The sequence below is a fragment of the Streptomyces sp. NBC_00386 genome (genome assembly GCF_036063235.1).
GTDB lineage: Bacteria > Actinomycetota > Actinomycetes > Streptomycetales > Streptomycetaceae > Streptomyces.
The window spans coordinates 37,232-63,572 of sequence record NZ_CP107950.1 but is presented as its reverse complement, the minus strand read 5'-3'; the positions used below and the strand labels follow the sequence as shown (position 1 = coordinate 63,572).

The 26,341-nt window shown below is 68.2% G+C and carries 24 protein-coding genes and 2 pseudogenes; 15 read left to right on the top strand and 11 right to left on the bottom strand.

Annotated features, from left to right (window positions below):
- The first annotated feature begins 336 nt into the window (after positions 1 to 336).
- The 5 genes from OG780_RS00255 (at position 337) to OG780_RS00235 (ending at position 6,543) form a co-directional block, all read left to right on the top strand.
- Entirely contained in the window at positions 337 to 2,625 is a 2,289-nt protein-coding gene (locus tag OG780_RS00255; protein WP_328443415.1) for an ATP/GTP-binding protein, read from the top strand.
- Between the two features lie 92 nt (positions 2,626 to 2,717).
- Entirely contained in the window at positions 2,718 to 3,041 is a 324-nt protein-coding gene (locus tag OG780_RS00250; RefSeq protein WP_328443413.1) for a PadR family transcriptional regulator, read from the top strand.
- Positions 3,042 to 3,234: 193 nt separating this feature from the next.
- Positions 3,235 to 3,582: a helix-turn-helix domain-containing protein gene (locus OG780_RS00245; protein WP_328443411.1), complete on the top strand. Its 348-nt coding sequence runs from the start codon at positions 3,235 to 3,237 to the stop codon at positions 3,580 to 3,582.
- 1,114 nt (positions 3,583 to 4,696) lie between these two features.
- On the top strand, positions 4,697 to 5,935 hold the full coding sequence (locus OG780_RS00240; RefSeq protein WP_328443409.1) for a helix-turn-helix domain-containing protein: 1,239 nt from the start codon (positions 4,697 to 4,699) through the stop codon (positions 5,933 to 5,935).
- A gap of 11 nt (positions 5,936 to 5,946) precedes the next feature.
- Positions 5,947 to 6,543, top strand: a complete 597-nt coding sequence (locus OG780_RS00235; protein WP_328443407.1) for a hypothetical protein — start codon at positions 5,947 to 5,949, stop codon at positions 6,541 to 6,543.
- A gap of 346 nt (positions 6,544 to 6,889) precedes the next feature.
- Here the strand turns inward: OG780_RS00235 and OG780_RS00230 are convergent, their stop codons facing one another.
- Together OG780_RS00230 and OG780_RS00225 are read right to left on the bottom strand one after the other, a co-directional pair.
- The gene (locus OG780_RS00230; RefSeq protein WP_328458770.1) at positions 6,890 to 7,333 is read right to left on the bottom strand and encodes a hypothetical protein; all 444 of its coding nucleotides are present in this window, start codon (positions 7,331 to 7,333) and stop codon (positions 6,890 to 6,892) included.
- A 168-nt stretch (positions 7,334 to 7,501) separates the two neighbouring features.
- A complete protein-coding gene (locus tag OG780_RS00225; protein ID WP_328443405.1) occupies positions 7,502 to 9,022 on the bottom strand; it encodes a TerD family protein in 1,521 nt (506 codons plus the stop codon).
- Here OG780_RS00225 and OG780_RS00220 point away from each other — a divergent pair.
- Together OG780_RS00220 and OG780_RS00215 are read left to right on the top strand one after the other, a co-directional pair.
- Positions 9,008 to 9,136 (top strand): hypothetical protein, encoded by a 129-nt coding sequence (locus OG780_RS00220; RefSeq protein ID WP_328443403.1) that lies wholly within the window; start codon positions 9,008 to 9,010, stop codon positions 9,134 to 9,136. The two genes, OG780_RS00225 and OG780_RS00220, sit on opposite strands and share 15 nt — an antisense overlap.
- Positions 9,137 to 10,040: 904 nt before the next feature.
- Positions 10,041 to 10,643, top strand: coding sequence for a hypothetical protein (locus tag OG780_RS00215; RefSeq protein WP_328443402.1), 603 nt, complete (start codon positions 10,041 to 10,043; stop codon positions 10,641 to 10,643).
- Between the two features lie 349 nt (positions 10,644 to 10,992).
- Here the strand turns inward: OG780_RS00215 and OG780_RS00210 are convergent.
- From OG780_RS00210 to OG780_RS00185, 6 genes and pseudogenes are all read right to left on the bottom strand, one after another.
- Positions 10,993 to 11,492 (bottom strand): annotated as a pseudogene (locus OG780_RS00210) (NUDIX domain-containing protein).
- A 123-nt stretch (positions 11,493 to 11,615) separates the two neighbouring features.
- Complete coding sequence (locus tag OG780_RS00205) at positions 11,616 to 12,158, bottom strand: NUDIX hydrolase (RefSeq protein ID WP_328443399.1); 543 nt, start codon at positions 12,156 to 12,158, stop codon at positions 11,616 to 11,618.
- Positions 12,159 to 12,163: 5 nt separating this feature from the next.
- A complete protein-coding gene (locus tag OG780_RS00200) occupies positions 12,164 to 13,285 on the bottom strand; it encodes an adenosylhomocysteinase (RefSeq protein ID WP_328443397.1) in 1,122 nt (373 codons plus the stop codon).
- A gap of 53 nt (positions 13,286 to 13,338) precedes the next feature.
- A complete protein-coding gene (locus OG780_RS00195; protein ID WP_328443395.1) occupies positions 13,339 to 13,782 on the bottom strand; it encodes a hypothetical protein in 444 nt (147 codons plus the stop codon).
- Complete coding sequence (locus OG780_RS00190; RefSeq protein WP_328443393.1) at positions 13,779 to 14,180, bottom strand: ATP-binding protein; 402 nt, start codon at positions 14,178 to 14,180, stop codon at positions 13,779 to 13,781. Before OG780_RS00190 ends, OG780_RS00195 begins: the two co-directional genes overlap by 4 nt.
- A gap of 8 nt (positions 14,181 to 14,188) precedes the next feature.
- Positions 14,189 to 14,617, bottom strand: a complete 429-nt coding sequence (locus tag OG780_RS00185; protein ID WP_328443391.1) for a hypothetical protein — start codon at positions 14,615 to 14,617, stop codon at positions 14,189 to 14,191.
- Positions 14,618 to 14,773: 156 nt separating this feature from the next.
- Between OG780_RS00185 and OG780_RS00180 the strand changes: the two are divergent.
- Positions 14,774 to 15,046, top strand: a pseudogene (locus tag OG780_RS00180) (hypothetical protein); the annotation flags it as partial.
- Between the two features lie 182 nt (positions 15,047 to 15,228).
- Here the strand turns inward: OG780_RS00180 and OG780_RS00175 are convergent.
- On the bottom strand, positions 15,229 to 15,426 hold the full coding sequence (locus OG780_RS00175; RefSeq protein ID WP_328443389.1) for a hypothetical protein: 198 nt from the start codon (positions 15,424 to 15,426) through the stop codon (positions 15,229 to 15,231).
- Positions 15,427 to 15,651: 225 nt separating this feature from the next.
- On the opposite strand from OG780_RS00175, the gene OG780_RS00170 reads away from it, so the two are divergent.
- Genes OG780_RS00170 through OG780_RS00160 form a run of 3 tightly spaced genes read left to right on the top strand, consistent with a single transcriptional unit; the run spans position 15,652 to position 17,294 of the window.
- A complete protein-coding gene (locus OG780_RS00170) occupies positions 15,652 to 15,909 on the top strand; it encodes a hypothetical protein (protein ID WP_328443387.1) in 258 nt (85 codons plus the stop codon).
- Positions 15,884 to 16,417, top strand: a complete 534-nt coding sequence (locus OG780_RS00165) for a DUF6879 family protein (protein ID WP_328443385.1) — start codon at positions 15,884 to 15,886, stop codon at positions 16,415 to 16,417. The genes OG780_RS00170 and OG780_RS00165 overlap by 26 nt, the downstream gene beginning before the upstream one ends.
- Before the next feature lie 25 nt (positions 16,418 to 16,442).
- Positions 16,443 to 17,294 (top strand): helix-turn-helix domain-containing protein, encoded by an 852-nt coding sequence (locus OG780_RS00160; protein ID WP_328443384.1) that lies wholly within the window; start codon positions 16,443 to 16,445, stop codon positions 17,292 to 17,294.
- 79 nt (positions 17,295 to 17,373) lie between these two features.
- Here OG780_RS00160 and OG780_RS00155 read toward each other — a convergent pair whose 3' ends face one another.
- Positions 17,374 to 17,502, bottom strand: coding sequence for a TerD family protein (locus OG780_RS00155; protein WP_328443383.1), 129 nt, complete (start codon positions 17,500 to 17,502; stop codon positions 17,374 to 17,376).
- Between the two features lie 692 nt (positions 17,503 to 18,194).
- On the opposite strand from OG780_RS00155, the gene lanKC reads away from it, so the two are divergent.
- The 4 genes from lanKC (at position 18,195) to OG780_RS00135 (ending at position 25,057) form a co-directional block, all read left to right on the top strand.
- Complete coding sequence (lanKC, locus tag OG780_RS00150) at positions 18,195 to 20,780, top strand: class III lanthionine synthetase LanKC (RefSeq protein ID WP_328443382.1); 2,586 nt, start codon at positions 18,195 to 18,197, stop codon at positions 20,778 to 20,780.
- A 58-nt stretch (positions 20,781 to 20,838) separates the two neighbouring features.
- Positions 20,839 to 20,967: a mycelium formation morphogenetic lantipeptide SapB gene (ramS, locus tag OG780_RS00145; protein ID WP_058940762.1), complete on the top strand. Its 129-nt coding sequence runs from the start codon at positions 20,839 to 20,841 to the stop codon at positions 20,965 to 20,967.
- Positions 20,968 to 21,101: 134 nt separating this feature from the next.
- On the top strand, positions 21,102 to 22,961 hold the full coding sequence (locus tag OG780_RS00140; RefSeq protein ID WP_328443381.1) for an ABC transporter ATP-binding protein: 1,860 nt from the start codon (positions 21,102 to 21,104) through the stop codon (positions 22,959 to 22,961).
- Between the two features lie 128 nt (positions 22,962 to 23,089).
- A complete protein-coding gene (locus tag OG780_RS00135) occupies positions 23,090 to 25,057 on the top strand; it encodes an ABC transporter ATP-binding protein (protein WP_328443379.1) in 1,968 nt (655 codons plus the stop codon).
- On the opposite strand, the gene OG780_RS00130 is transcribed toward OG780_RS00135, so the two are convergent.
- Positions 25,032 to 25,643 (bottom strand): response regulator transcription factor, encoded by a 612-nt coding sequence (locus OG780_RS00130; protein ID WP_328443377.1) that lies wholly within the window; start codon positions 25,641 to 25,643, stop codon positions 25,032 to 25,034. The genes OG780_RS00135 and OG780_RS00130 overlap by 26 nt on opposite strands.
- Between the last annotated feature and the right edge of the window lie 698 nt (positions 25,644 to 26,341).

Below are 26,341 nucleotides of genomic sequence, written 5' to 3'. Positions count from 1 at the left end.
GTGTTCGGGTCGAACGACGCAGGCCTGGCCGCTGCCGAGGCCTTCACCAACCGGCAGGACCAATGGCAGGCCGTTATGAACGCTCTGGCAGAGCATCTCCAAGAGATATCTGCCGCGAGTTTCGATCCGGAAAACGTCGAGTGTCCCCGGCGCAACGTACTGATGTTTCACGGTGTGGGCGGCATCGGGAAAACAACCCTTTCCCGAAAAATCGAAGCAACCCTGACCGACCACAGCCGCCGTCCCGCACAATGGCAGCCTTTCCCCGCCTCGACACGCGTCATTCCCGTACGCATCGACCTCGCACGCTCTGTCGGAACAGACTTCGAAAAGATCGTGCTGTCCATACGGCTCGCCGTCGCCGCTCTCGGTCGCCCCATGCCGGCCTTCGACCTCGCCCTGAGCCGCTATTGGGAACACAACCATCCCGGCCAGACTCTCGAAGAACACTTACGCCGGACCGGATCCGCCTTCGTCCGCTTCAGCAATTCGGCCGCCCTGCCCGAACAAGTACAGTCGGCACTCGGCGACATCGCACAGGCACTGCTCCTGCCCGGAACCGTGGGTGGGGTCGCAGGACAGATCACCGGCGCAGTCGTCACCGCCCTGCGCGAACGGCGCAGTTCGCTACGGGCCCTGGCCGACTGCGCACGCCTGGCCGATGTGCTGGAGGCGGAACCCGACACCGAAATGCTGTCCTTCACCCCCCATCTTCTGGCGTGGGACCTGGCCCGGATGCCCCGGAAGAAGAAGGCCCTCCTGGTCGTCCTGCTGGACACGTTCGAAGACGTCGGCGACCGCACACACCGCGACCTCGAGCGCCTGATCCAACGCGTCGTATGGCTGATGCCCAACGCCTTGTTCGTCATCACCGGCCGCAACCGACTCCAATGGGCGGATGCCGGTCTGCAAGGACAACTGGACTGGACAGGCCAGAGCGCATGGCCCCGACTGGGCAATCCCCACATCGGATCCCGGCAGATACTCGTGGGCGACTTCTCCGCACAGGACTGCGAGGACTACCTCGTCCACCGCCTCCGTTCCAACGGACAGCCACTGATCGACCAAGCGATCCGGCACACCATCGCAGCACGCTCGCACGGACTGCCCCTCCACCTCGACCTGGCAGCCGGCCGCTACCTGGAACTGAGGCGCCAGGGCAGGGATCCGCGCCCCGCAGACTTCGAGCAGGACTTTCCCGCACTCATCGCCCGCACCCTGCGCGACCTCACCCCACCCGAACGCCAGGCACTGCGCGCGGTCAGCCTCCTGGACGCCTGGTCGATACCTCTGGCCATGCAGGCAGCAGGCCAGCAGCACCAAGCCCCTCTCACGCGCCTGCTGGACAGACCCTTCATCCAGTACGAGCCGGCCGCCTCCTGGCCCTACCACCTGCACCAAGTCATCCGATCCAGCATCCGCAGCGCCGACGACAGCAGTGACGACCGCTGGTCATCCCAGGACTGGCAGCAGGCAGGCCAACGCGCCTTCGACGCGGTCGGCAACCACCTGGCCACCAGTCCCCGACGAGACCGGGCCACCGTGGTCGCCTGCCTCCGTCAAGGCCTCTCGCTCGCGCGAGACTTCCGTCTCGAACTGGACTGGCTCGCCCGGGCCGCCTTCGACTACGTGTCCGACTCGGTCTGGGAACCGGTCGCACCCCCGAGCAGCGCACCGGCGACCCCGCCCACCACCGCGGCCGAAGCGCTCGCGGAAACCCTCAGCACACTGGCCCGACGTCAGCACGAGCACCGACAGCGCACGGCCGAACGACTCACCGCCGTCATCCGCTCCGACCTCCTGACGCCCGAGTTGCGCGACCTGGCCGTCTACTACCTCGCCAAAGCCCATCGGGACCTGGGCCTGAGCGACCTCTCGCGCCAGGGCATGAGCGAAGTCGTAGCCGGGGGAGGCCGCTTCGCCTTCCCCGCCAGACGGGGTCTGGCCCATCTGTCACGCCTGGCGGGCGACTTCCCCACGACGCTCGACACCGCACGCGGCCTGGGATGGCGCGGCCGGCACCATCGAGTTCTCGGAGACCTGTGGTGGCCGCACGGGCGAGCCGAGTTCGCCGCGGAGAACTACAAGAACGCCCGCACCGAGGCCGAGGAACACGCCGTCCTGGGCGAAGCGGCAACCTCACAGTCCATGCGGTGCTTTGCACTCGCCTTCACCGATCCCGAGATCGCCGACGACGAGATCGAACTTGCCCGCTGCCTGCTGCGCCCGCTCGACCTGCGCGCCTCGCGTATCAACGTCGAACTCGCCTCGCTGCTGCGTGACGCCGGCACGTCGGCAGACATCGCAGGCCGCGTCCAGGCGCTGCGAGAGGACCTGAACAGAGCAGGCTTCGTCTCCATGCAGGCGTCTCTCTGCCTCGTTGTGTCCTTCCACCGGGCCGTCCTGCGAGATCAAGCGGGTGTGGACAGTGAGATCGCCCGACTGCGTGAACTCACCACAACCGGCGGATACGCCTACTACGTCGACATCGCCCACTTCATGGCGGGACGTCGGACGGCTCCGGGAGAAGCGTCCGGTGCGCGGTGGATCGGCGGTGCACCGGACGTGCACGCACGCTGGCGAGGTCTGGTCGCCCAGCGTCAACTTTGGCTTGGACTGGAGTGATTAGGGAAGATCGGTTTCTAACTCTACCTAGGGCTTGGTAGAGTTACGCCATGGTGACGACGACCGAGGGGCCACCTCCCTGCCCTTTTAGGATGACGCTCCCGACCTGCCGGGTCCTGGAGATCTTCCTGAAAACACCGGAGGAAGAGATCTACGGACTCCAGATCACCAGAGAACTGGAACTGAAGTCCGGGACCGTGCACCCGATCCTCACGCGCCTGGAACAAGCAGGATGGGTCGAATCCCGCTGGGAGGACGTCGACCCCCGCTACGAAGGACGACCGCGTCGCCGCTACTACCGCCTCAGCTCCGACGGTGCTGTGCAGGCCCCGCGGGCCATCACCCGCATGGTCTCCAGGCGAGGGGCCCTCTCGTACGTGCTGCGGCCCGATCTCAACGGAGGAGCCAGCACATGAACCACGTTCCCATCGCCCTTGCCATCGGCCAACTCTTCATCTGCCTCACGCTTTTGGCTGCTGCACTCATCCCTCTGTGGTGGACGAGCACCGGCAGGCATCACTCATTCGTCCACAAAGCCACACATCGCCGACCGCTCAGCAGCCACCTGCACCCAGGCCCGGCTTGGCGCACAGCAACCGGGGATCTGAAATGACTGCAGAGCCGAAGGGCCAGCACCGGCCGCTGCGAGTGGTCAGCGTGTACTGCGAATCCGAAAACGGAATCAGCGGGCGAAACTGGGAAGACGTCAGAGAAGACCTCCCCGCCGCCGACGAGGCCATGTCCGACGACATGCAACTCCTGATGGCAGCACTGCGCATGGAACGCAAACGCCGCGGGCTCACACAGCAAGCCGTCGCCAAGCGGATGAATGTCTCCCAGTCGCGCGTGTCTGCCATCGAAACCGGAACCCTCGAAGCGACCGAGGTCGGCACACTCGCCAGATACCTACGCGCGCTGGGCGCTCGCCTGCGACTCAAAGCCGAGTTTGAGGTATAGCCGCTTCTCCCGACGGCCGGCTCAGCAACCGCGCACCAAGTCACCGACGCAGCCCACGAGGAAAGCTGGCCCGAAGGGGCAAGCCCCTTGCCTGGTCGGGGTTTGAGTGGTCGGTTGGTCGGGTGGCCGTGTCCATGCTGTAAAGCCGATGGGCACGCCCTCGGGGGGATGCCCGAGCATTCCGTGGTCGTGTCGGATCTGGCGCCACTGTCGGCAGACAGGTTCCGGCTGGCCTCGGACCTGGCGTCGTCCGGTCGGATCAGCGTTTGTGGGGAGTCGTGCTTCGCAGTGCGCAGGTGACGTTGCGTCGTGAACAGGATTTGACCCTGCAGTGTGCAGCCCCTTCCGGTTGGAACACTGCACAAAGAAGCTGCACAGTGTTCCAACCGTCAGGAGAGCTGCGTCGTCGTTCGCTGAGGCTGTTTCCCCAATTGCGCCGGGATCCGTTCTGCTCGAGTCCGTCCTGGCCGTGGGTCGGCGGCGTGAGCGGAGCTGCGCAGTCAAGCCTGCTCGGTCACGTGCACGGTGTGGAACCGGCACGGCCTGCGCAGCTGGCCGTGCCGGAGCAACAGATCCGGCGCATGATCCGCCTGGCGAGGACTGACCGTGGCGGGAATCGGCGCTGGAGAGGGGATTGCGCAGCAAGGGATCGGTGGCCTACCGCCTCCGCGATGCGGAGAGGTGTGGTGCCTGGTTCGCGACGGATGGAACCGGCGCACCTGCCGGCGTATCCCTGCTCGTCCGTGATCGGGCCTGCACCATATGGCGCCCGCGGCAGCCACGGCCTGCCTGGGCAGTGGCTGTAGGAAGGAGGATGGCGGGGGCCCCGCCGCTCGTAGTGTGAGGTCGGGAAGAGCTCGCTGTGGGCGGGGTCTGACACGGTTCACCCTTGTCGTCGGGCAGGTTGTCGAGGTTGCCGTTTCCGGGCCCTCCGCCCAGTCGCCCGGGGCGAGGGCCTGCTTTCGTCCGACAGGCAGATTTGCGTGATTTTCCGGGCGTGCCGCGATCCACAAAAGATCTAGCAACCATGTTGTAGAAAAAGTTGCGATCACGGGTGCTGGGCTGAGATCCTGTCCAAAGAAGTTCAATCGAGTTGCCCACGAGAGGAGGCGCGATGGGAGACCGACTGACCGGTGTCGAAGCCCTGGGACCACTGCTGCCCGTCGATTCTGCAGCCGCAGATGCTGCTGCAGACCCTGCCGATGTCGGGCGGCGGGTCGGTCAGGCGCGTCAGCGTCGGGCATTGACCGGAGAGGCACTCGGAAGCCTCGTGGGCCTGGGCAAGGATCAAATCTCGAAGATCGAGAACGGGCGGCGCAGGGTCAGCGTTCGTGAGCTGCCGAAGTTCGCACACGCGCTGGGCGTGACGGTCGCTTCTCTGCTCGGCCAGCCCTCCCGGCCGACTCTGGCAATGGCCCACCGTCTGGCAGGCGACGGCGGGCCGGGAGAGGACAACAACGCCAAACGCCGCGCGCTGGAACTGCTGGAGGTCGAGGACATCCTGGCCCAGCGCGCGCAGACGTGGCCGTCTGTCGTGACCCGGTCCGGGCGGTGTGTGCTCGATTTCGCGCGCAATGAGCTGTCGACTCCCCGCAACCGGTCCGAGGCGCAACGCCAGGGCAAGCGGCTGGCTGAATTCACGCGTAACGAACTGGGCCTGGGATCGTACGAACTGGGCGACCTACCGGGTTTGATCGAGCGGCATTTCGGAGTTGACGTAGCCCTGTCCCCACTGGGCGACAGGGCGGACGGGCTGTGCGTGCACGACGACGACGTGGCGCTCATCGTCGCATCGACCGACTTCTCCCAAGGCCACGTGCGCTTCACGCTGACCCATGAGCTCGGGCATCACTTGTTGAAGGATCCCCGAGACGTCATCGACGAAGGCGAACACGACATGTACGCCGACGACCTGACGGAGAGACGGGTCAACGCGTTCGCCGGTCATCTGCTGATGCCGGAAGACGGCATCCGCGAAACCCTGGCATGGCTGAGTGCCAGCCGCGTCACCGAACGGAGTCTGGTGGCGCTCATGGAACAGTTCGGTGTGTCCTTCTCGGCACTCCTGATCCAACTGCGCGACATCGGCCTGATCACCCCCGACCAGAGCGGGCAACTGAAAAAGCTGGCGGTGCAACAGCTCGTGGAGCGCCACGTCTCGGTAGCGCCCACCGGCGCAGGGATCAGCGCACTGAAAACGGTGCGCGCCCCTGAACGGCTCCTGGGCGCCGCAGTGGAAGCCGCCCGAAACGAACGCATCGGTCTGGCCGTGGTTGCTACGCTCCTGCAGCGTGAAGATGATGAAGCGCTGTGGGAGGACGTAATGCAGCCCGAATCAGAGGTGCTCGTCTGAGCGCGGCCGAGGTGGGAAAGGAAAAGCCTGCCGTCTGGTTCGTCGACACCTCCTCGCTGATCTCCCTGGCAGCGGACGACGGCCTGCGCAAGGCAGTTCAGGACGAAATCCAAACTCAGCATCGCGTGCTCTTGGACGTGGTGTGCGACGAGTTGGAACGTCTGGCCGACGAAGGACGACCGAACATCAAGAGCCTGGCGGGTGCTGCACTGGGCCAGCTCGACTGGCTCGGCACACCTGTGGACACCAGCGACAAGGTCGACTCCTTGCGCGTACTGGAAATCCAGGACGTGCTACGCAGCGGCCGCGCCTTGCAGCATCCCTTCGAGCACTGGGCCGAGTCGGTGATCATGTGTATGGCGGACAGGCTGCAGCAGACAACCCCGTACCTGCTCTCTGAGGACTACAACGCCCGCGTCGAATCCCGCCACCACGGTTGCAATCCGTTCAGCGTCCACAAGCTCTTGTCCCGCATGGTTCGTGCTCGTACCCTCCTCCCCGAGCGCGCGGCCGCATTCGCAGATGCCCTCATGGCTTCCGACCGTGGCAAGGACTACACCGCCGAAGAGTTCACCTCTGGCTGGCTGGGACGCGTCGGACATCCCTGAGACGTAACGCCCGTCGTCCCTGCAGGCTTCGCCGGTCCACGGCGGATGGAGCCGGCGCACGTGCTGGCCTACCCGCCGGTGATCGGGTCCTGCACCTGGTGGCGCGCTGGAGAGAGGGCACGGCCGTCCGTGGATCAGATGTATTGCTGGAGAAAGGCAACCGGCGGGAGGTACACGGTCGTCTTTCGGGTATGTTCCTGCCGATGACTGAACCGTCTCGGTCTCTGCTGGCCTGGCCGCACTGTGGCAACGGCGCGACCCCACAGGATTCGGTTGGCTGCCGCGGCGTTCAACTTCCCGGTCACACCGTATGTCTGGCCCACTTGGCCAGCACCGACCGCGACATCTACTTCAGCGGCTTGGCCCCCGGCGTCGACGTGGACCACCGCGGCACTTCCTTCACCGAACCCTGCTCCAGGCGCTTCTCACCGCACTCCGAGATCTTGTTACCGGGCACGCCCGCTTCGAGATCGCCGCGTTCGTACTCGTCAACGGAAACCAGGTCGCGGAGGACGCCTTTGGCACCCCGACGGACGCCACCGTGCGCATAGCCTTGTTGCGCGGTGTCGATGCCGCTCACCTGGTTCTGGCAGACGTCGATCTGTCGGAATGCCTGTTCACCGGGGGCCGTTTCGAGAAGGCGCTGAACATCACGTTGAACTCGGTCGTGTTCTGCTCGGCCGAGCAGGATCTGACAACTGCCGGCACCTACATCGAGATGGGATCCCGGGTGACCGAGCCCGTCCTTTTGGGTCTTGCCGTCCTGGCTGTTCGCAACCGCGTCAAGCACTGAACACCATTCCCCCGGATCTGGCGCCGAAGACGTGTAGAGCGGACTGCTACCGGGATTCACTGCGATGCCGCCCCTGCCAGCGGCCGTGACTGCTGAGCTTGCCAGGAGCGCATCCGAGACGGGCCGGGCGGGGCACCGCACGCGGTAGCTTGCCCGCCACAGCCGCTATTCGACGTTGACGCCGTGGGCTCGGGCGAGTCCGTCGAGTCCCTCTGCCCAGCCCTGGCCAATGGCGCGGAGTTTCCACACGAGCTCGCCGTTGATGTTGTGCCGGTACAGCTCGGCGATGACCATGGCCCGGATGTCCGGGTCCGCAGGTGGGCTGAAGCTCCATCCGGTGCCGTTCACGCATTCCATGGACAGGGCCGCGTGGGTGAGTGATCCGCAGGTCAGGCCGGTGTCGACGTCCATGTTGATGGCGACGGCGACACGCCGCACCCGGTCGGGCAGGGCGGACAGATGGACGACGGCGCGTTCGACGCTGTGCGTGCCTTGCACGTGCTTGCCCAGGAGTCGTGCGGCGCCGTCGGCGGTGGAGGGCTGGTTGTAGAAGACGAAGTCCTCGTCACCGGCCACCCTGCCGTCGGTGCCGGTGAGGAAGAGGGTGAGGTCCGCGTCCGCACCGGCGAAGGTGAAGGTGATGTTCAGCCCCTGCCAGGCTTCTTCGGGCAGAGCGAGCGTCTGCCCGGCCACGAGGGGAGACACCGCGGCGGGCGGCAGCGGGGGAGCGGGCGGCGGCTCGGCCAGGTGGCTGTGCTTCCATTCGGCAAACGGCCTGATCCGGTACGGGTCGGCGGTCACTGCCCGGTCGTCGGGTGGGGTGTTGCCGCTCAGAGTGCTGTCGAGGCCGGCGAGGGAGGGCTCGCCGGACTCCGGTTCGTCGTGCGCGTGGTCCAGGAGTTCTTGCAGGCCCGGGACGCGGGCGGTGTCCAGTGGCTTGAACGTGCTGGAGAGGTTGCCGGAGGCGGTGGTGGTGACCGAGCAGGCGACGTCCTGTCCGATGTCCAGGAAACGCAGCGCGTCCTCGGGCTCGCGCCATGGGGTGGTCTCGATCGCCTCGCGGGTCCACCGGCCGTAGGCGACGAATCCGAGCCGCTGGGTGTCGGGCAGGCGGGTCAACACGGCCAGGTCGATGGCGGTGATACCAGGTGCGGTGGCGAAGCCCTCCTTGAGGGTGGCGACCACGTTGGAACCCAGGGCGGTCAACCACCACAGAAGCCGGTCGCGTTTCGTCAAATTCTTCAGAGTCGGGCGACCACTCGAGGTGAGCCCGGGGGTCTGCGTCGGCATCGAGTCCAAGTCCTGGTGACGCATCAGAACGGACAGGACCGAACCGTCCACTCCGAGCGCACAACCGGCCGCAGGGTTGTCCGAGAACGCGGCATTCACCGCTTCGCAAACGGTGTCCTCGTCGTTGGCGAGCAGCGCCTGCCACCAGTGCCCGGCGTCACCTGTCAACTGTTCACGCACCATGCTCAGGCGTGCCGACTCGGCCGCCAGATACGCGGGAGCATCGAGCTCCGCCCGCTGTTTGGCGCTGGCCCGCTCCGCACGGGCCAACCACCCCACACCCTGCAAGTGAAACGCCTGCGCCTCGGCCAGCGCCCAGGGCAGACCCAGCTGCGGAGCATCCCCGATCACCGGCGGATGCGCGCGGGGAAAGGACTGCAGATGGACGCCGGTCATCTGCCGCCTCAACTCCCGCAACTGCGCGATGGCCGCATCCCGATCAGCCTCCTGCTGCGCCCTCTCTGCCTGCCGGCGAGCGCGCTCCAGCTGCGCGGCGGAAGGGGCGACTGACCGGGACTGCGTGGTCCGGCGGGTGCTGGTCGTGGTCCGCCGGCTGCCTCGGAGGGAACTCGAGGCGTAGAAGGGGCCGAGTCCCGTCGACATCCGGGCACCGCCGCTGCCCACACTGATCCTCGCCGCCCGCGGCCCGACGGAGGTCCTTACCCCACGTGTCGAGACACGCACGCTCATGCCCGGAACACCAACACGAAACCCGAATCCCACGGCCCACCCCTCTCGCTTGGGGACACAGTGTGGCACCGGCCCGGGCAGCGAGTGGCCATCCCTCTCATCGCGGCCCCTGCCGGTGCTGCTGCCCGTCGTCCAGGAGGACATTCCGGGCGTTCCCCGAGCAGCCGAAGCCGCGTTGCGCAGACCTGCCACGAGAAGCGCGAATGCCCTCGCCTCGGCCGATGGCGCGGGTCAAAGCCGACCACCCCTTGCTCAGGCGTGACCTCGCGCGGGCTCAGTGGATCTCCCCGACCATTCGGCACCTGACCTGCTGACGAACCCGCAGGGGGAGGGTCGCCGACAGCCGACCCATTGCAGGAGCGGGACGGACTGTCCAGGGTGGCCAAGCGAGAGGGCCCAAACGAAGGCCTCACCGAGGCATCTCGGGGCGCGGGACGGCCGAAGTCGTCGCCAGGGTATTCGTTTCCGAGCGGCGACTTTACGGGAGAGAAGATCAGTAAGTGTGCGACCTGCCATGGTGAGTTGTGCGAGCGTGTACGGCGTTGAACGAGGGGGGTCGGTGAGCGATCAGGCGCAGCGGAGAGAGCGGATACGCCTGGCACGCCGGCGAGCCGCGATCCACGGGATCCGGGCGCGAGTTCCAGCGCCCTGTGCGCCTGATCCTGAGCCCGATCCTGCTCCGGAAGCATCCCGGTTGCGGAGACTCGGGAATCGCCTACGTCGGGTGAAGTGGGCGCACGTGGTCACAGTGGGTGGCACAGCGCTTGCGGCGGTTGCGGCGATCGGAGGGCTGTGGGCTCAGGCCGTTGCTACGTACTGGAGTCAGGAGACGGCGAAGGACCAGCTCAGCCAGTCACGCGACGACGCGGAGCATGAAGTTCAGGAACAGGCACGGCTTGTGTCATCTTGGACGGAACAAGGTGAGGCCCATGGGAAACGGCGCCTGCACATCATGAACCGGTCTCGGGACCCTGTGTACTCGGTGATATTCGAAACGCGGCTCGTGGTGGTGGACAAGGTTACTTCCCCGGTCATGTGGGCTGTCACGATGGACGGAGACCTCGGCCCCTGCACAGAACTCGTCTACGACGAAGCCAAGTTCCATGCGCTGAACGGCGACCCGTTGCCCGACTACAACTCCACGCCGGCCACTGCCCTGTTCGTTGAGAAGCTCTCGTTCACCGACCGGGCCGGCATCAGATGGCAGCGCGTTGATGGGGGGCTGTCGGTCCAAAAACAGATGAAGGTGACACGCCTCAAGGGCGTCCCCATGGTGGACCTGGGAGAACCTGCAGTCCGGAAACTGTCTGGCTGCGAACCGGCGTGAACGACCACGGAACTCCGCTAGGACTGCCCCCGTTGCGCGAAGGAGCTTCGCCCGCCCGGTGCCGCCGCGGAGCGGTTCGGACCGTCACGGTCGCGGCGTGGTGGCACCCCTAACGAGAGACCCTGCCCTCGGGGGTGCTGGTGGCGCGCTCCGAGCTCCGGCAGCTTGCCCGGCGGGCCGTCCAGGTCGTGTCCTCGCCATGCCGGTTCAAGTCAGACATGATCCATGATCAGCAGACCGCCAGCTGGCATCCAGATGGCTTCGGGAACGCTTCGGAGCCTTGGCAGTCTCGGTGTACTTTCCGATGGACCGTCGGCGACAGTCGGTTCATGAGGGGGTGTCGGCGTTCCTATCGCCAGCCGTCGAGGGAGACTTCCGGACCACCTGCCAGGTATCGGTGGAGGGCACTGGCGGTGGTGTCCACGAACTCCGTGGGGATGGCGTCGGCATCGACCCAGCGGACCTGGGCGTGCTTGCGCGGTTCGCGGTTTTCGGGTTCGCCGGTCCACTTGTCGGCGGTGAAGACGACGGTGAGGAAGCCGTTGGGGGCCTCCACGCCCCAGGCGCCGTGGATGATGTGGGCGACCTTGAGTGACTCCGGCTTCACGGTCAGGCCGGTCTCCTCGTACAGCTCGCGTACGGCGGTGTCGGTGATGGGCTCGCCGGGCTCGCTTTTGCCGACCGGCAGGTCCCACATGCCCTGGGCGAACTTGGCGTTCTGGCTGCGCTGGAGGAGGACGATCCGGTTGGCGGCCTTGTCGTGGACGATGACGGCGGTGACCAGCAGAGTCATGGATGCGAGGGCAGGCGGCAGGGCTTTGGCTGGTCGTCGGTCTGCGGCTGAGCCACGTCCATCGTGTCGCTTTCCATGGCAGAGGTCACCGTGTCAGGTGACGAAGGTTACTCCGGATGGCCTGAGGGGCCGCCCCACGCGCGTCGGGAGGGAGGAGCTGGGGGCGGCCGGTCTTGCCGTCAGCTCAGTGCTTGAGCGACGCGCTGCCTCAACTTCTCATCGTGAAGAGCGCCGACCGTTCGCCAGGCAGCGTCGGAGACCTCTTCGGTCTGCAGTTCGCCGATGTCGGCGATGGTGCGGAACAGGAAGCGGAAGTCGAAGTGCTGGTGGGCCGGTTCGCCCTTGGCAGGGTTGGCGTCGATGGGGTGGATGTCGATGTGCAGCGGGGTCTCGCCGTGCGGGGTGACGACGTGGAGTGGGATACCGGTCTCCTCGGCGAGTTCGCGGCTGGCGGCCTGCAGGAGCGTGTTGTCTGAGGGCTCCAGGTGTCCCCCAGGCAAGAGCCACTTCTGGGTCACGTTGTGGAGAATGTGTAGGACGCGGCCGTCGTGGCCGACGAGGATCGCGCCGGCGGTGACGTGGCCGGGCAGGGTTTTGCGGCCGGTGAGGTCGTCGCCGTCGTCGATCAGGCCGAGGACGACGCCGAGTTCGCGCTTGTCCTCGGGGTACTGGTCGAGGTAGGCGGCGATGGTGGTGCGGATGTGGCCTGCCGTGATGGGCATGGTGATCACCTGTTGAAGTAGGAGAGCCAGGTTGTCGCGATGGCTTCGCGGTTGGGTACGGGGACCTCATGGATGCCGGGGGCGAGGTCGCCGCGGGTGAGCATCCTGATCGCGGCGAGGATCTCGGCCTGGACCAGGAAGATGAACGGCCCAACGCTGGCGCCGTGGATGAAGTTGACGGCGTTGCCGCCGTTCACCAGATAGAAGTAGTGGCCGGTCGTCCGGTAGCGGGTGACGTGGTCGCCGACGACGGTGCGGGTGTAGACGTCCGGGAGTCCGGCGAGGTCGAGTTCGTCCTCGCTGGAGGTGACGGTGGCGACGTAGGCGCCGTTGCGCAGGTGGGAGAAGTCCTCGCCGCGCAGGGATATCGCGCCGGTCGCACAGAGCACCAGCCCGGCGCCGGTCAGGGCGGTCTCGCGGTCACGGGCGACGGTGAAGCCCTGGGACAGGGCCTGGGTGCGGCGGACGGGGTCGAGGTCGAAGACGGTTACCTGGACTCCCTTGGCCTGCAGGAGGCGGGCGATGGAGGAGCCGAGCTTGCCGAAGCCGATCACGAGGGCGGGGCGGCCGTGGAGGATGTCGCCGCGGCCGCGCATGACAGCCTCGGTGGAGAAGACCACGGACTGGCCGACGAGGAAGTCCTCGGGGTCTTTCAGCGGGGACCGGGCGACGGAGATGACGGGGCAGGGCAGTTTGTCGAGGTCTTCGTAACGGCGGTGCCCGTTCTCGGTGTCCTCGATCACCCCGGCGATCCGTCCGGTGAACCGGCTGTGGACCTCGGCGAGGGTGTGGGCGAAGTAGCCGCCGACGTCAAGGAGACAGATCGTCTCGCCTGCGGCCCGGGATTCGAGGTAGTCCAGGGCGTCGTCGGCCTCGGTGAACAGGTCGCGGGTAAGGGTGTCGACGGGGACGGTCTGCTCGACCTCGCGCTTCGCGTCCGGGTGGATGGACTTCGGCTTGGGCAGCACCGCAGTGAGACGGGTCATCGCGGCGACGGCCTGGACGAACGCGGGTCGCTCCGGCAGCAGGTGCGTGATCAGGAACGAGGCGGTCTGCTCATCCGGGGTGAACTGGGTGGCGATCCGGGCGAAGTAGGCTTCCAGCCGGGCGCGTTCGAAGGTTTCCATGGCAGTTCCCTCTCATCCGTTCCGTCCGGGGCCGTGCGGGAAGTTCCCAGGGGTCAGCGGGTGCGGGCGCGTCCGAACAGCAGTCGCTCGGCTGCGAGCGCGGCGTTCAGGTAGGCGTCGACGCGGGCGGTGTCGGCGGTCTGCGGCAGCGGGTCCAGGCCGAGCAGGTTGCGGGCGACCAGCTTGGTCCAGGACCTCTGGGTGGGCAGCCGCCGCTTGCGGGAGGCGCCGGGGAAGTGCACCAGCACCTGGTCGTCGACGATCTGCAGACACCGGTTGAGCTCCGGGACGACCTCCCGGGGGCCGGCCAGGGAACCGAGGCTGTCCGACAGCCGCCTCAGGCGGGCCTCGACGGTGTCGCCGGTCAGGGCCTGGGCGTGGGTGATCAGGATGTGCGCGACCTCGCGGCCGTTCGGGCCGGTGCCCGGCCAGGTCCAGGACGCGAGCGAGGCCAGCAGTCGCAGTTCCGGCGCCGGTGGGGTGAGGATGACGGTCATGACGCCGTCCCTCCCGTGACCTTGAAGCAGGACCAGACGATCTTTCCGAACGGGGTGCGGTCCTGAACTCCCCAGCCGTCGGCGAGCACGCTCACCAGCGTCAGGCCGCGTCCGGAGATGTCCGTGTCGGCGGCCTGGCGGGCCTCGGGTTGCCGGCGGCGGCTGTCGTGCACTTCCAGGCGTACGACTTCTTTATTGGCATCCAGCTTGACCAGGAAGCCGTGGTCGGCGACGGTGCCGTGGACCAGGGCATTGGTGGCGAGCTCGGAGACACAGAGCCGGATGTCCTCGGCGCGGGCCTGAAAGCCCCACGCGGCCAGGGCGTCCGTGGTGAACTTCCGTGCCTGGCCGATGGATTCGAGCCGGGCGTCGAAGAACCGCTGGATCGTTTCGGTCATCGTCGCCCTCATGATTCGGCGTCCAGGACGCGGGTGGTTCCCGGGCTGCGGCGGCGGACGGGGCCGCTGTGGGAGATGGGCGGGTGTGCGGTGCGGGGTCGGCGGACCAGCAGCAGCCGGGAGCCGGCCGCCTCGATCCGGCGCCCGCGCTCAGCGGCTATGGCCTTCGGCCCTATATGCGACATGGCCGGGGCGATCACGCCATAGATGTTCGGCAGGGCCAGCACGTTCAGCAGCCCGGTGAACGCCGCGGAGTCGGGTCCGGGACTCACGTCACGGTCGGTGAAGACGCCGGACAGCTGCAGTTCGTGGCTGCGGCAGTACTCGGCGAGCGAGACGGTCAGTGCCGCCTGCCGGGCCGTAGGCACCTTCACCAGCCGCAGGAATCCGTAAACAACCGGGCCGCTGACCGGGCGATGCTCCGTGAGGGGTTCCATGCTCAAGACCGTCCAAAAAGGCTCGACAAGTGATGACCCCTTGAGCGTGGCCGCTGCCCAACTCCCGCCCAATCACCGCCTGTTCTACTTCCGTTCCACTTCCGTCCCGCCGACTGCACGGACCGTGCTTCGATGACCGGTGGAAGGGAGAGACGCGTGGCGACCGTGCACCACTGGACCGGCCTGGAGGCCAAGGCCCTGCGGTTTGTCCTGCGACTGAGCGTGCGGGCCTTCGCCCAGGACCTCGGCCTGGCGGTCGCGACCGTCTCCAAGTGGGAGTCCAAGCTCGCCGACACCGAGCCCAGACCCGACACCGCGCTCGGCCGCGCGGACGCCGCCGTCCACCTGCGCTTCGAGACGCTCCTGTCCGAGATGACCAGCGCCGCGTCCATCGCCCGGCGCCGCGTCACCACCTCCGGGCCCCGAGCGTCCCGGGCAGTCGGGCCCGCACTCGTACACCTCGATGCTCAGGTCGTGGGCGCCACTCATCCCGGCGGCGCGACCGGCTGACCGGGCGCCGCGCGTGAGCCGGGTGTTGCACCAGCAGCAGGCGTGTCCCGAGTACTGAGCCGCGTTCAATCCGCGCGCGGGTGGCGGCTTCGGCGTCCAGATCATGGCCGGTCGGTGAACGGAACCAGACCACGCTGTTCCCGGCAGGGCGCGCACGCGTACAGGGCGATGGGCGGGGCGCTGTTGCGCTCGATCGCGTCCACCAGGATCGCGGTCTCCGACGGGCCTTTGTGCCAATGGCACCAGCGGTGATGCTGCGGACTGTCGGTGGTGCTCGCGGTGTGCGTAGGCTGCGGCATGTCGACTCCAACCAGTCGGCCGTCCCCGGGACCGTTCGCGCGGTCGCTGGGCGTTGTTGTGCCTCCTGACGCTAGAGACGTGATGTGTACCGCTGCCAGGCTTGTGCACCGTTGTGCGCCTGAATGATCAGCCAGGGGATAAGGCTGGTTTGCGGCCTTGACCCAGCGGCTCGCACGGGTGACGTTGGTGCACATCAGTGCACGCACCATCAGGGGAGGAAAGCAATGGCCTTACTGTTCATCGGCATCGACCCGGAGACGGGACAGAGCGGGTCGCCCACCGCGTGGGTCGACACCGAGACCGCCGACGTCGTGCTCCAGAGCTACACCGCGGATGCCAAGACCCGAGACCTGTGCCAGGAGAACACCGCGCCCGGACACGACAAGGGCATCCCCGACCATGAGACCGTCATCCGAATCCCCGTCCACCTCGTCCCGCTGCTGAGGGAGGCCTGCGATGCCGCAGAACGAGCTGCGCTTTAACGATCTCCTCGAAGCCGCCCAACACTCCGCCGTGCACCTGGAGATGCGCGACTCCTACGGTGTCGGCGACGAGGCGGACGACTACCAGCAGTGGAAGGAGACAGGCCGGCGCGACGCCGACCCCGGCTCCGCCTACTGGGCGCCGTGGGTTGACCTGATCCAGCAAGCCACCGCCCGCGGCGTCACCGTCCGGCGCGCCCGTGTCGTCTCCGAACCGGTCACCGACTACATCCGGTACGAGCACGCAGGCGCCGGCGTCAACGCGCACGCGGGCGAACAGGTCCGCTGGCTGCCCCGCCGCCAGGCCGTCGACCTGCTGCTGCCAGGCTGCGACCTGTGGATCTTCGACGGAGCCCGCGTGCTGTTCAACCACTTCACCGGCGACGGCGACTGGGCTGATCCCCCGCTCGAACTCCGCACCGAGCCCGGCATCGTCAAGCAGTGCACCGACGCCTTCGATGCCGTATGGGAACGCGCCACCCCGCACGACCAGTACGAGATCCACTGACAGCAAGCAACAGACAGGCCGGCTCATGCCCCTCTCACCGTCGTCCTCGGCCCAGGCCGCGCGCGAAAGCGTAGCCGCCCAGCTGCGCGCCATCCGCAAGGACGCCGACCTGACGGTCGCAGAGCTGGCCAGCCTGTGCGGCTGGCACCATGCCAAAACGTCGCGCATCGAGAATGCCAAGACCCCGCCGTCACCGACCGACATCCGCCGCTGGTGCGCGACCTGCCGAGCCGAGACACGCGCCGACGACCTGGTGGCCGCGTCCCTCAACGCAGAGTCCCTGTACACCGAATGGCGACGGCGCACCCGCATGGGCCTGCGGCAGCTCCAGGACAGCTACATGCAACTGTTCCGCTCCACCGCACTGTTCAGGATCTACTCGCCGACCCTCGTGCCGGGACTCCTTCAGACGGAGGGCTACAGCCGCGTCGTGCTCAGCAGCAACGCCCGCCTGCTCGACATCCCAGACGACGCCGAGAGCGCCGCAGCCGCACGCGTCGAGCGGTCAAAGGTCATCCACGAGCCAGGGCACCGGTTCGTCCTCGTCATCGAAGAGGGCGTACTGCGCTACCAGCTCGGGGATCAGGACACGATGGCGGCCCAGCTCGGCTACCTGCTCACGGCTGGTGCGCTCCCATCGGTGTCGCTCGGCATCATCCCCGACGCCACCCCGCAGCGGATCCTGTGGCCGCAGGAGCTGTTCCACGTCTACGACGACACTCTCGTCTCCGTCGAGTTGCTGTCCGCGCAGGTCAACATCACGCAACCCGGTGAGATCGCCTTGTACCTGGCCGCGTTCGAAGAGCTGCGCAGCATGGCCGTTTACGGGGCCGAAGCGCGCGCCCTGGTCGTGAAAGCCATCGAAGCTCTGCGCTGACCCGGACATGCCGATGTGTTTACCCCTCCGCGTGGAGAGACGGGCCAACGTGCCCGCTGACAGGCTTTTCAGACGTCCTCTATTCGACGTTTACGCCGTCGGCTCGGGCGAGTCCGTCGAGTCCCTCTGCCCATCCCTGACCGATGGTGCGGAGTTTCCACACGGGCTCGCCGTTGACGTTGTGCCGGTACAGCTCGGCGATGACCATGGCGCGGATCTCCGGGTCTGCGGGTGGGCTGAAGGTCTTCAGATTTCCTGAACCCCCGGAAGATCGGCATCGAGACAACCTCGGCGGCCAGAAGTACGGGGGCGAGGCGTTCGGTGACGGCATGCCGCCCGGTGTCCCGGTCACGGAAGGTGATGTTGTGCTGCTGCCAGTGGTCGGGGTGCATCAGGAAGTCCTTGGGTCGGGTTCAGGCGGTGAGCAGGCAGGCGTCCCAGGCGGTGCGGGGTGGCTCCGCGCTGTCCCGGTGAGCAGTCCCAGCGCGGTTCCGGCGGCTCCGTCGAGGAGTCCGGCGCCCGCCGCGTCCTCCAAGAGCCGGGCGGCGGCGTCGTCAGGGGCGACGCCGGGCGGACCAGCACGGTGAGAAGGGCGCGGAGCTGTCCGGCGGAGGCCGGGGCGGCGGCGCGCGCGGTGATGTGGACGAGCCCGGCGAAGCCGTGCAACAGGCCGTTGTCGGTGGCGGCGCGAAGTTGCGCCGGATCGGTGAGCGCGTCCAGCAGGGCGGCCTCGGCCTGGGCTTGGATAGTGCAGGCAACCCTTCCCCAAGGCCGGGGTTACCCATGCGTTTCGCACGGTCAGTTGCTGACGTGTGTGACTATTGGCGCCCCTTCGCCGGATGACACCGTTCTTCCTGTCAGGCCGACACGGAGCCGGTACCGCGGACCGAGGGAGTGGACGTGATCAAGGGCTACGCCGCCTTCTGTGACGCGGACCCGCACTTCTATGACGCTCCGCACCGGTTGAACACCGGTCCGACCGGCGGAGCCGACCGCAGGGGAGAGCAGTACGCCGTGGCCCTCGCACCGGTCCCTGAGGGCTGGCAGCGTCACCGCGTCGGCGACTGGCTGGCCTTGCGGCCGGCAGACTGCCAACTCCCCGAGCAGGGATGGAAGATCCATGTGTCCGCGTGCCTCGGCAACGCCGAGTCCGTACTCGCGCGGGTCTCCACCTACTGCCAAGAGCAGCGTCTCGCCTACAAGTTCGTGCCCAGCCGCTATCTGCTGCACCATCGCAACGCCAAGTACGCGGATCGGGCTGCGAGCGGCAAATTCATCACTGTGTACCCGTCCGACGACGGGCGGTGCCACCGCGTCGCCGAAGACCTCGCCGTTCTCCTCGACGGCGAGCCTGCGCCCTACATTCTCAGCGACCTACGCTGGGGATCCGGACCGGTTCACCTCCGCTACGGCAGCTTCACCCGCCGCCATTGTTACGACGAGGAGGGGGAACTACGGCCCGCGGTTCGGCGCCCCGACGGACGCCTCGTCCCCGATCTGCGCGGGCCCGCCTTCCGGATACCCGACTGGATCGAGCCGCCGGCCTTCCTCGTGCCGCACATCGAAGCCCGGGCCGCGCTCACCGTCGGCGAACTTCCCTACGCCATCGAGAGCGCCCTGCACTTCTCCAACGGAGGCGGGGTCTACGTCGGCCGCGACCGTGCCACCGGTGAGAAGGTCGTCCTGAAAGAGGCCCGGCCGCACGCAGGACTGGCCGCCGACGGCGCCGACGCAGTTGCCCGACTGCGCCGCGAACAAGAAGCCCTGGAGCGGCTCTCCGGACTCGGCTGCACCCCGGAGGTACGGGGGACGTTCTCCGTCGGAGACCACCAGTTCCTGGCGATGGAGTTCGTGGAGGGCAAACCGCTCAACACCTTCTTCGCGCGCCGTCACCCCCTCATCGAGTCCGGCCCCGGCCCCGAGGCGCTCGCCGAATACACCGCCTGGGCCCTGCGTATCCACCGGCTGGTCGAGGACGCGGTGCACGCGGTGCACGCTCGCGGAGTCGTTTTCAACGACCTTCATCTCTTCAACATCATGGTCTCCGAGGACGAACAGTCCGTGACACTCATCGACTTCGAGGCCGCAGCCCACATCGACGAGGGCCGACGCCAGACCGTTGCCAACCCCGGCTTCGTCGCCCCCGCCGACCGGCGAGGACACGACGTGGACCGGTACGCCCTGGCCTGCCTGCAGCTCGCCCTGTTCCTGCCGCTCACCAGTCTGCTTCCCCTCGACAGGGCCAAAGCCCGACACCTGGCGGACATCGCCGCCGAGCAGTTCCCCGTCGACAGAAGCTTCCTGGACGAGGCGGTCGAGGAGATCACCCGCGGCACCAAGCGACCCGCTGCCGGACCCTACCTGCCCGTCGAGCCAGGCGACTGGCCACGCAGCCGCAACTCGATGGTCCGCGCCGTACTGGCCTCCGCCACCCCCGAGCGCGACGACCGATTCTTCCCCGGCGACATCGCCCAGTTCGCCACCACCGGCGGCGGAGCGACCTTCGGGTACGGCACTGCCGGTGTCCTGTACGCCCTCGCCGAGACCGGCTCGGACCCCCACACCGAGGCGGAGGAGTGGCTTCTGCGCCACACCAAGGTACCGGAGTCCGGCACACCGATCGGTTTCTACGACGGACTGACCGGCATCGCCTGGACACTGGACCGCCTCGGCCACCCCGAACGGGCCCTGGAACTCGTCGAGTCGGCGCAAGCTCGGCCCTGGGAGGGCATCGCCCCCGATCTCCACGGGGGCCTCGCCGGCGCCGGACTCGCCCTGGACTCCCTCGCGACCACGACCGGAACACCGGCCCTGCACGACGCGGCTTGGCGCTGCGCCGAACTGGTCGCCGAGGCCGTTCCGGGCATCACCCGCGCCGGGCTCCTGTACGGGGCGTCCGGACCGGCCCTGCTCTTCGTCCGACTCTACGAACGCACCGGTGATACCACGCTGCTCGACCGGGCAGGCGACGCACTCCGGCAAGACCTCGCCCGGTGTGTCCGCAGCGCCTCTGGAACGCTCCAGGTCGACGAGGGCTGGCGGACCATGCCGTACCTGGGCGCCGGCAGCGTCGGCATCGGCATGGTGCTCGACGACTACCTCGCCCACCGGGCTGACGAGGACCTCGAAGGAGCGCGTCGCGAGATCGTACAGGCCGCACAGGCCACCTTCTACGCCCAACCTGGACTGTTCCGTGGCGCCGCCGGCATGGTGCTGCACCTCAGCCGGACCACCGCGCCCGGCCCCGGCACCGCGCCGGGGGACGTCCGCCGACAGATCGACGCCCTGACCCGGCACGCCGTCCCCTACAAAGGCCATCTGGCCTTCCCCGGCGAGCAGATGATGCGGCTGTCCATGGACCTCGCCACCGGCACCGCCGGTTGCCTCCTCGCCCTCGGCAGCGCCGCCTCCGGCGGAGACGTGCATCTGCCCTTCCTCTCGCCGCCCCGGCGGAACCCACAAGCCGGTCCCGTACAGGGATCGTGAAGTGCACCACCCGCAGGACGTACGAACCGCTCACAGTTCCCGATTGAAAGGAAAGACGATGACGCTTCTCGACCTGCAGTCGATGGAGACCCCGAAGGAAGAGGCCACCGGCGACGTCGCCACCGGCAGCCGCGCGAGCCTGTTGCTCTGCGGCGACAGCAGCTTGTCCGTCACGACCTGCAACTGACACACCGGCCGGTCACCGGCCCGACGACGCTCACGCCGAGGTGTTAGCCCGACGAAGACAGCTCATCGACCGGAGTGCGACGCCGGCCCTCCACACCACGCATTTCAGCCGTTCCCGGGGAGGAGACCTCCGCCATGACATCCGGCCCGGGCCTCCCGGTCGCTTTGTCCGTCGCCGGGAGCGACGCTGAGGAAGACTCGGAAGTCCGTGCCGTCAGTGACGGCGTACTGCGCCAGGCACTCCGGCACAGCAGCGGACACAGCCTCGCGATCCTCTTCTGCTCCGTCACCTCCGTGCTCGTCTCGCTGGCTGAACCCGCGGTCCTCGGGCACGCTCTGGACCTGCTCCTCTCCCAGTCGCCGGGCGCCACCCCATGGACCCTCGCGTGCGCCGCGCTCGTCGTTGCGGAGATCTTGCTCGACTCCGTGGACGCCCTGCTCGTCGGAACCGTCAACGCCCGCTCCACCGCCTGGCTGCGTACCCGGACACTCGACCGGCTCCTGCGCGCGGAGCCGGACCGCGCCACCGCCTCCTTCGCGCCCGGGGATCTGGCCACCCGGCTCACCGCCAACGCCACCGAGGCGGGCACCGTTCCGGCCGCTTCGGCGGGAGTGTTGGCGGCTCTGCTCCCGCCTCTCGGTGCCCTTGTCGCGCTGGCCGTCATCGACGTGTGGACCGCCGCGGCCTTTCTGCTGGGGGTCCCTTTGCTGGTGCTGCTCCTTCGGACGTTCGCCCGCTCCTCGTCCGTGGCGGTCGGCCGGTATCAGCGGGTCCAGGCGGAGATCGCCGATCGGCTCGCCGAGGTGCTGGGCGGAGCCCAGACCGTCGTCGCCGCAGGCACCGCACGCCGGGAACGACGCCGCGTGCTCGCGGACCTGCCACGCCTCGGCACCGAAGGCCGTGCCATGTGGCGGGTCTACGGGCGTGCCGTCGCGCACAGCGCAGTGCTGATGCCGCTGCTCGTCTGTCTCGTTCTCGGTGTGGGAGGCCTGCGGCTCGCCGCCGGACACCTGAGCGTCGGTGACCTGGTCGCCGCCTCCCGGTACGCGGCGCTGGCAGCGGGCGCCGGGGCAGTGGCCGGGGTGGTCGGTTCCCTCGTGAAGGGAAGGGCGGCCGCTCGACGCACGGTCGAACCGGCACTCCTGTCCCCGGTCGCGCACGGTCCGTCGGCTCTGCCGGCAGGCGGACCGGGGACGTTGGAGCTGCGCGGTGTCGGTGTCGTGCGCGATGGCGCCCACGTCCTCCACGACGTCACCGTCACCGTGCCCGGCGGGACCACGGTGGCCGTCGTGGGCCGCTCCGGTTCGGGCAAGTCCGCCCTCGCCGCGGTGGCGGGCCGACTGACCGACCCCGAGGAGGGCTGCGTGCGTCTGGACGGCGTCCCGCTTGACCGGCTCACCGAAGAGGACCTGCGCACGGAGGTGGTTCACGCCTTCGCACAGCCCGCCCTCTTCGGAACCACGGTCGCCGACGCCATCGCGTTCGGCGCCGTCGCACCGCCCCCCGCGGCCGTACGCGCCGCCGCCCGTGCAGCTGGAGCGGACACCTTCGTGACGCGTCTTCCGCAGGGATACGACACCCCGCTCACGTACGCACCGTTGTCCGGAGGTGAGCGCCAGCGCCTGGGGCTGGCCCGGGCGTTCGCGCACGCCGGACGACTGCTCGTGCTGGACGACGCGATGTCCGGCCTGGACACCGTCACCCAGCGGGAGGTGGAGCGCGCGCTCGCCCATGACGTCCGTGCCGGCACCCGACTGCTGGTCGCCCATCGACTGTCGACCGCGGCCGGCGCCGATCTGGTCCTCTGGCTGGAGAAGGGCCGCATCCGCGGGGTGGGCCCGCACGACGTGCTGTGGCGGATGCCGGACTACCGCGCCGTCTTCACCGCCACGGACGCCGGACCCGACCGTCCAAGCAACTCTCGAACGGCCCCCGACATCGGTTCGCCGCCCGGTGCCATCTCCGGACACCAGGCAGCGGGGGAGAAGGCCTGATGAACGACGCCCGCCTCGCTGCAGCCACCGACGGCTCCTCGCCCTGGCACAAGGCCGGACCTTCGACACGGCGAGCCCCGGATGACCCGAGATGGATCAGGAACGATGAACGTGGCTCCCTGAGAGGGGTGTTGCCAGACGGTCGACGGTTCCTGCGCCGACACCGACCTGTCCTGATCGCACTGTCCGGATGGTCCCTCCTGGAGAGCGGCCAGACATTCCTCGGCGGCTACGGCGTCGCCCGCTCGCTCGATGACGGCTTCCTCGCCGGCCGTACCAGCACCGGCCTGCTCTGGCTCTGCGTCGCGGCCGGCGCCACGTTGCTCGGCGGCTTTGCCGTCCGCCAGGTCTTCAGAGGACTGGCCGACCTGGTCGAACCGTTCCGCGACGGTCTGATGCGCCGGGCGGTGGACCAGGCGCTCCGCGCCGCGCTCGCCGAGCCGGCACGAGCCGACCCGACCGCGGCCGTGTCCCGACTCACGCATCAGACCGAGATCGCCCGCGACAGCTTCGCCGGCCTGGTCCTGACCGCCCGCTCGTTCGTCTTCACCACGGCAGGCGCGCTGCTCGGCATGGCCTCGCTCGACCCGGCGCTGCTGATCGTCGTCCTGCCGCCGCTGCTGGTCGGACTCATCCTCTTCCTGTCCACCTTTCCTTCCATGGCGGCGGCACAGCGTGCCTATTTGGACGCCGACGAGGCATTGTCCGCGCTGTCCGGGCAGGTGGCCGCCGGCCTGCGCGACGTGGCGGCGTGCGGAGCCAGAACCCGGATCGCTGCCGAGGTCGGCAGACTGATCGCAGTCGAGGCACGGCTGTCGCGGAGGCTGGCCCGCTGGGCGGCCGTACGATCGTTCGCGCTCGGCGTCGCCGGCCGACTTCCCCTGGTGGCACTTCTCGCCGCGACCCCCCTTCTCCTCAAGGGCGGACTGACCGCGGGCGCCCTGCTGGGAGCGCTGACCTACCTGGTCCAGGCACTCCTGCCCGCTCTGCACGCCCTGATGACCGCCGCCGGAACGGCCGGCACCCGCCTCCTGGTCGTGCTGGAGCGGTTCACCGGCCAACCCGACTACCCTGCCCCGGCAATCCCGACTGCCCAGCCTCTGGTCGAATCTCCTGCGCATACGTCCGGACGGATACCTGCCGATGACCCCCGACCTGCGCGGCCCGCGAGGTCAGGCCGCTCCGGACGGATACCCGCGGCCGAGCTTCGAGGCGTGACCTTCGCGTACGGCACTGGAGCTCGCCCTGTGCTGCGGGAGCTGGACCTGACCCTTGAGGACGGCGAGCACCTCGTGGTCGTAGGGCCGAGCGGCATCGGCAAGTCCACCCTCACATCTCTGCTCGCCGGGATGCTCACGCCGGATGCCGGTTCGGTGCGGGTGGCGGGAGCCGCGGCAGGTCCCGACGGACCGGCGCATCCGCAGCTGCGCCGAGCACTCCTGCCGCAGCGGGCGTATGTTTTCAGCGGGACGGTTGGTGAGAACCTCGCGTACTTTCGGCCCGACGCCTCCCGTGCCGACCTCGAACGTGCCACGCGCCTCCTCCGTTTGGAAGACCTGATGCGGCGGCTCGGCGGCCTGCACGGGAGGGTCGACCCGCGTCGCCTCTCGTTGGGGGAGTGCCAGCAACTGGCCCTCGGGCGCGCCTATGTGTCCCCGGCCCCTCTGTTGTTGCTGGACGAGGCCACCTGTCACCTCGACCCGGAGACCGAGGAGCGGACCGAGCGTGTCCTCGCCGCGCGCCCCGGCACTCTCGTGCTCGTCGCCCACCGGATCAGCTCCGCTCTGCGGGCCGACCGAGTCCTGGTCCTGGACGGCGACCGAGCCCTTTGTGCACCGCACGACGCCCTTCTGGCCGAGTCGGAGCTCTACCGCGACCTGGTTGGCCGTTGGTACCACGACTCCGAATCCGCTGGGCAGGAGCGTGATCGACAAGCGCATCGGAGCGCCGCGCGCACGGAGGAGTCGGAGGGCCGCGGTGTGAGGGCACCCCTGCCCAGGCTTCGTGATGAGGACCCCACGGCGTCGAAGGGTGCGGTCACAGCGGTCGGCCCGGCCTGCGACCGCGACGTCAGACCCAGCCGGCGCCCTGCGTGATGCGGATGGCGTCGATGCGGTTGCGGGCGCCGACCTTGCGGGTCGCCGCGGCCATGTAGTTCCGTACCGTTCCGCTGGTCAGATGGAGTCGACGGGCGATCTCCGCCACCGTCTCACCTTCGGCGGCCCGCGCCAGCACGCTCAGTTCCCGTCTGGTCAGCGGCATTTGGGAAGCCTCGAGGAACCCACAAGCCAGTGACGCGTCCACGAACCGCTGACCCGCGGCCACTTCCGTGATGCCCTTGATCAACCGTTGTGCGGAGCTGTGTTTGTCCACGAATCCCAGTGCTTGGGCATCGAACGCTCTGCGCAGCGCTCCGGGTCGTCCAGCCGACGCCAAGACGACGAGCCCGGCGCGCGGCACCGGCACCCGCTCGGCCGTGTTCCCGGCGCCGCCCTCTAATAAGGAGGTCGCGCCGGGACAGTCGAGGTCGACCAGGCACACATCGGGGTGCAGCGCGCTTGCGTTCTCACGGGCGGATATCCAGCCCGCCGCATCCACGTCGAACGTGGGTTCAGTCTGAAGGAGTGCCGTCAGCGCGGAGCGCATCAGGCTGACGCTGTGCAGTACGAGCACCGTGGTCATGGTTGGCGCCTCTCGATCCTTCACCCGGCATGCACACACCAGGCATCCGTCTTGTCGTCCCTCCGGCTTCCCGAGAGGCCGGGACGGAACCCCGAATGGTTTTCGACGGTGGCTCACTTCCATGCCGTGTCGCGCGCCCTGATCCTTCCGGATATCAGCCGGACAGTCGCCCGTCGATCGCGTCCGGACGCATACGCCCTCATGACGGGGCGGCGCTGTCCGCGGCAGCGACCGTCCGTCGGCCGCGGGCGGACCGTGACGGTCGTGTTGTCCGCCAGGGCAGGCGGCCAAGAAAGGCGTGATCCATGCAGGTTCGGCGTCCACGCCGACCGACGGAGGATGAGGGCTTCGGCACTCGGCCGAGGTTCGCGTGCTCTGCCGGGCGGAGGCAGTCGGACGAAGCTTCGACCGATGAGGCAGCTAGGGTCCGTCTTCAAAGATCATCGAGTGATCTTCGGAGCTGACGGACACGACCTCGGCCGGCTTCCCGCCTTGGAGCCACTCATCGTGTCCCTTCAGGGTCCCCCACGCCTTGCGCCTACTGCCCGGTGCGGGCGTCGTGCTTGTGCTCTGGACCTAGCCCGCCAACCCTTCCGGCGGGTCCTTCACCGTTCCTGTTCGGGACCGACTTGTTCCTCGCAGGGGGCACGAAAATCTGTGTTGGCTGGAGTAGACATTGGGTGATCGTCTGGCTATGG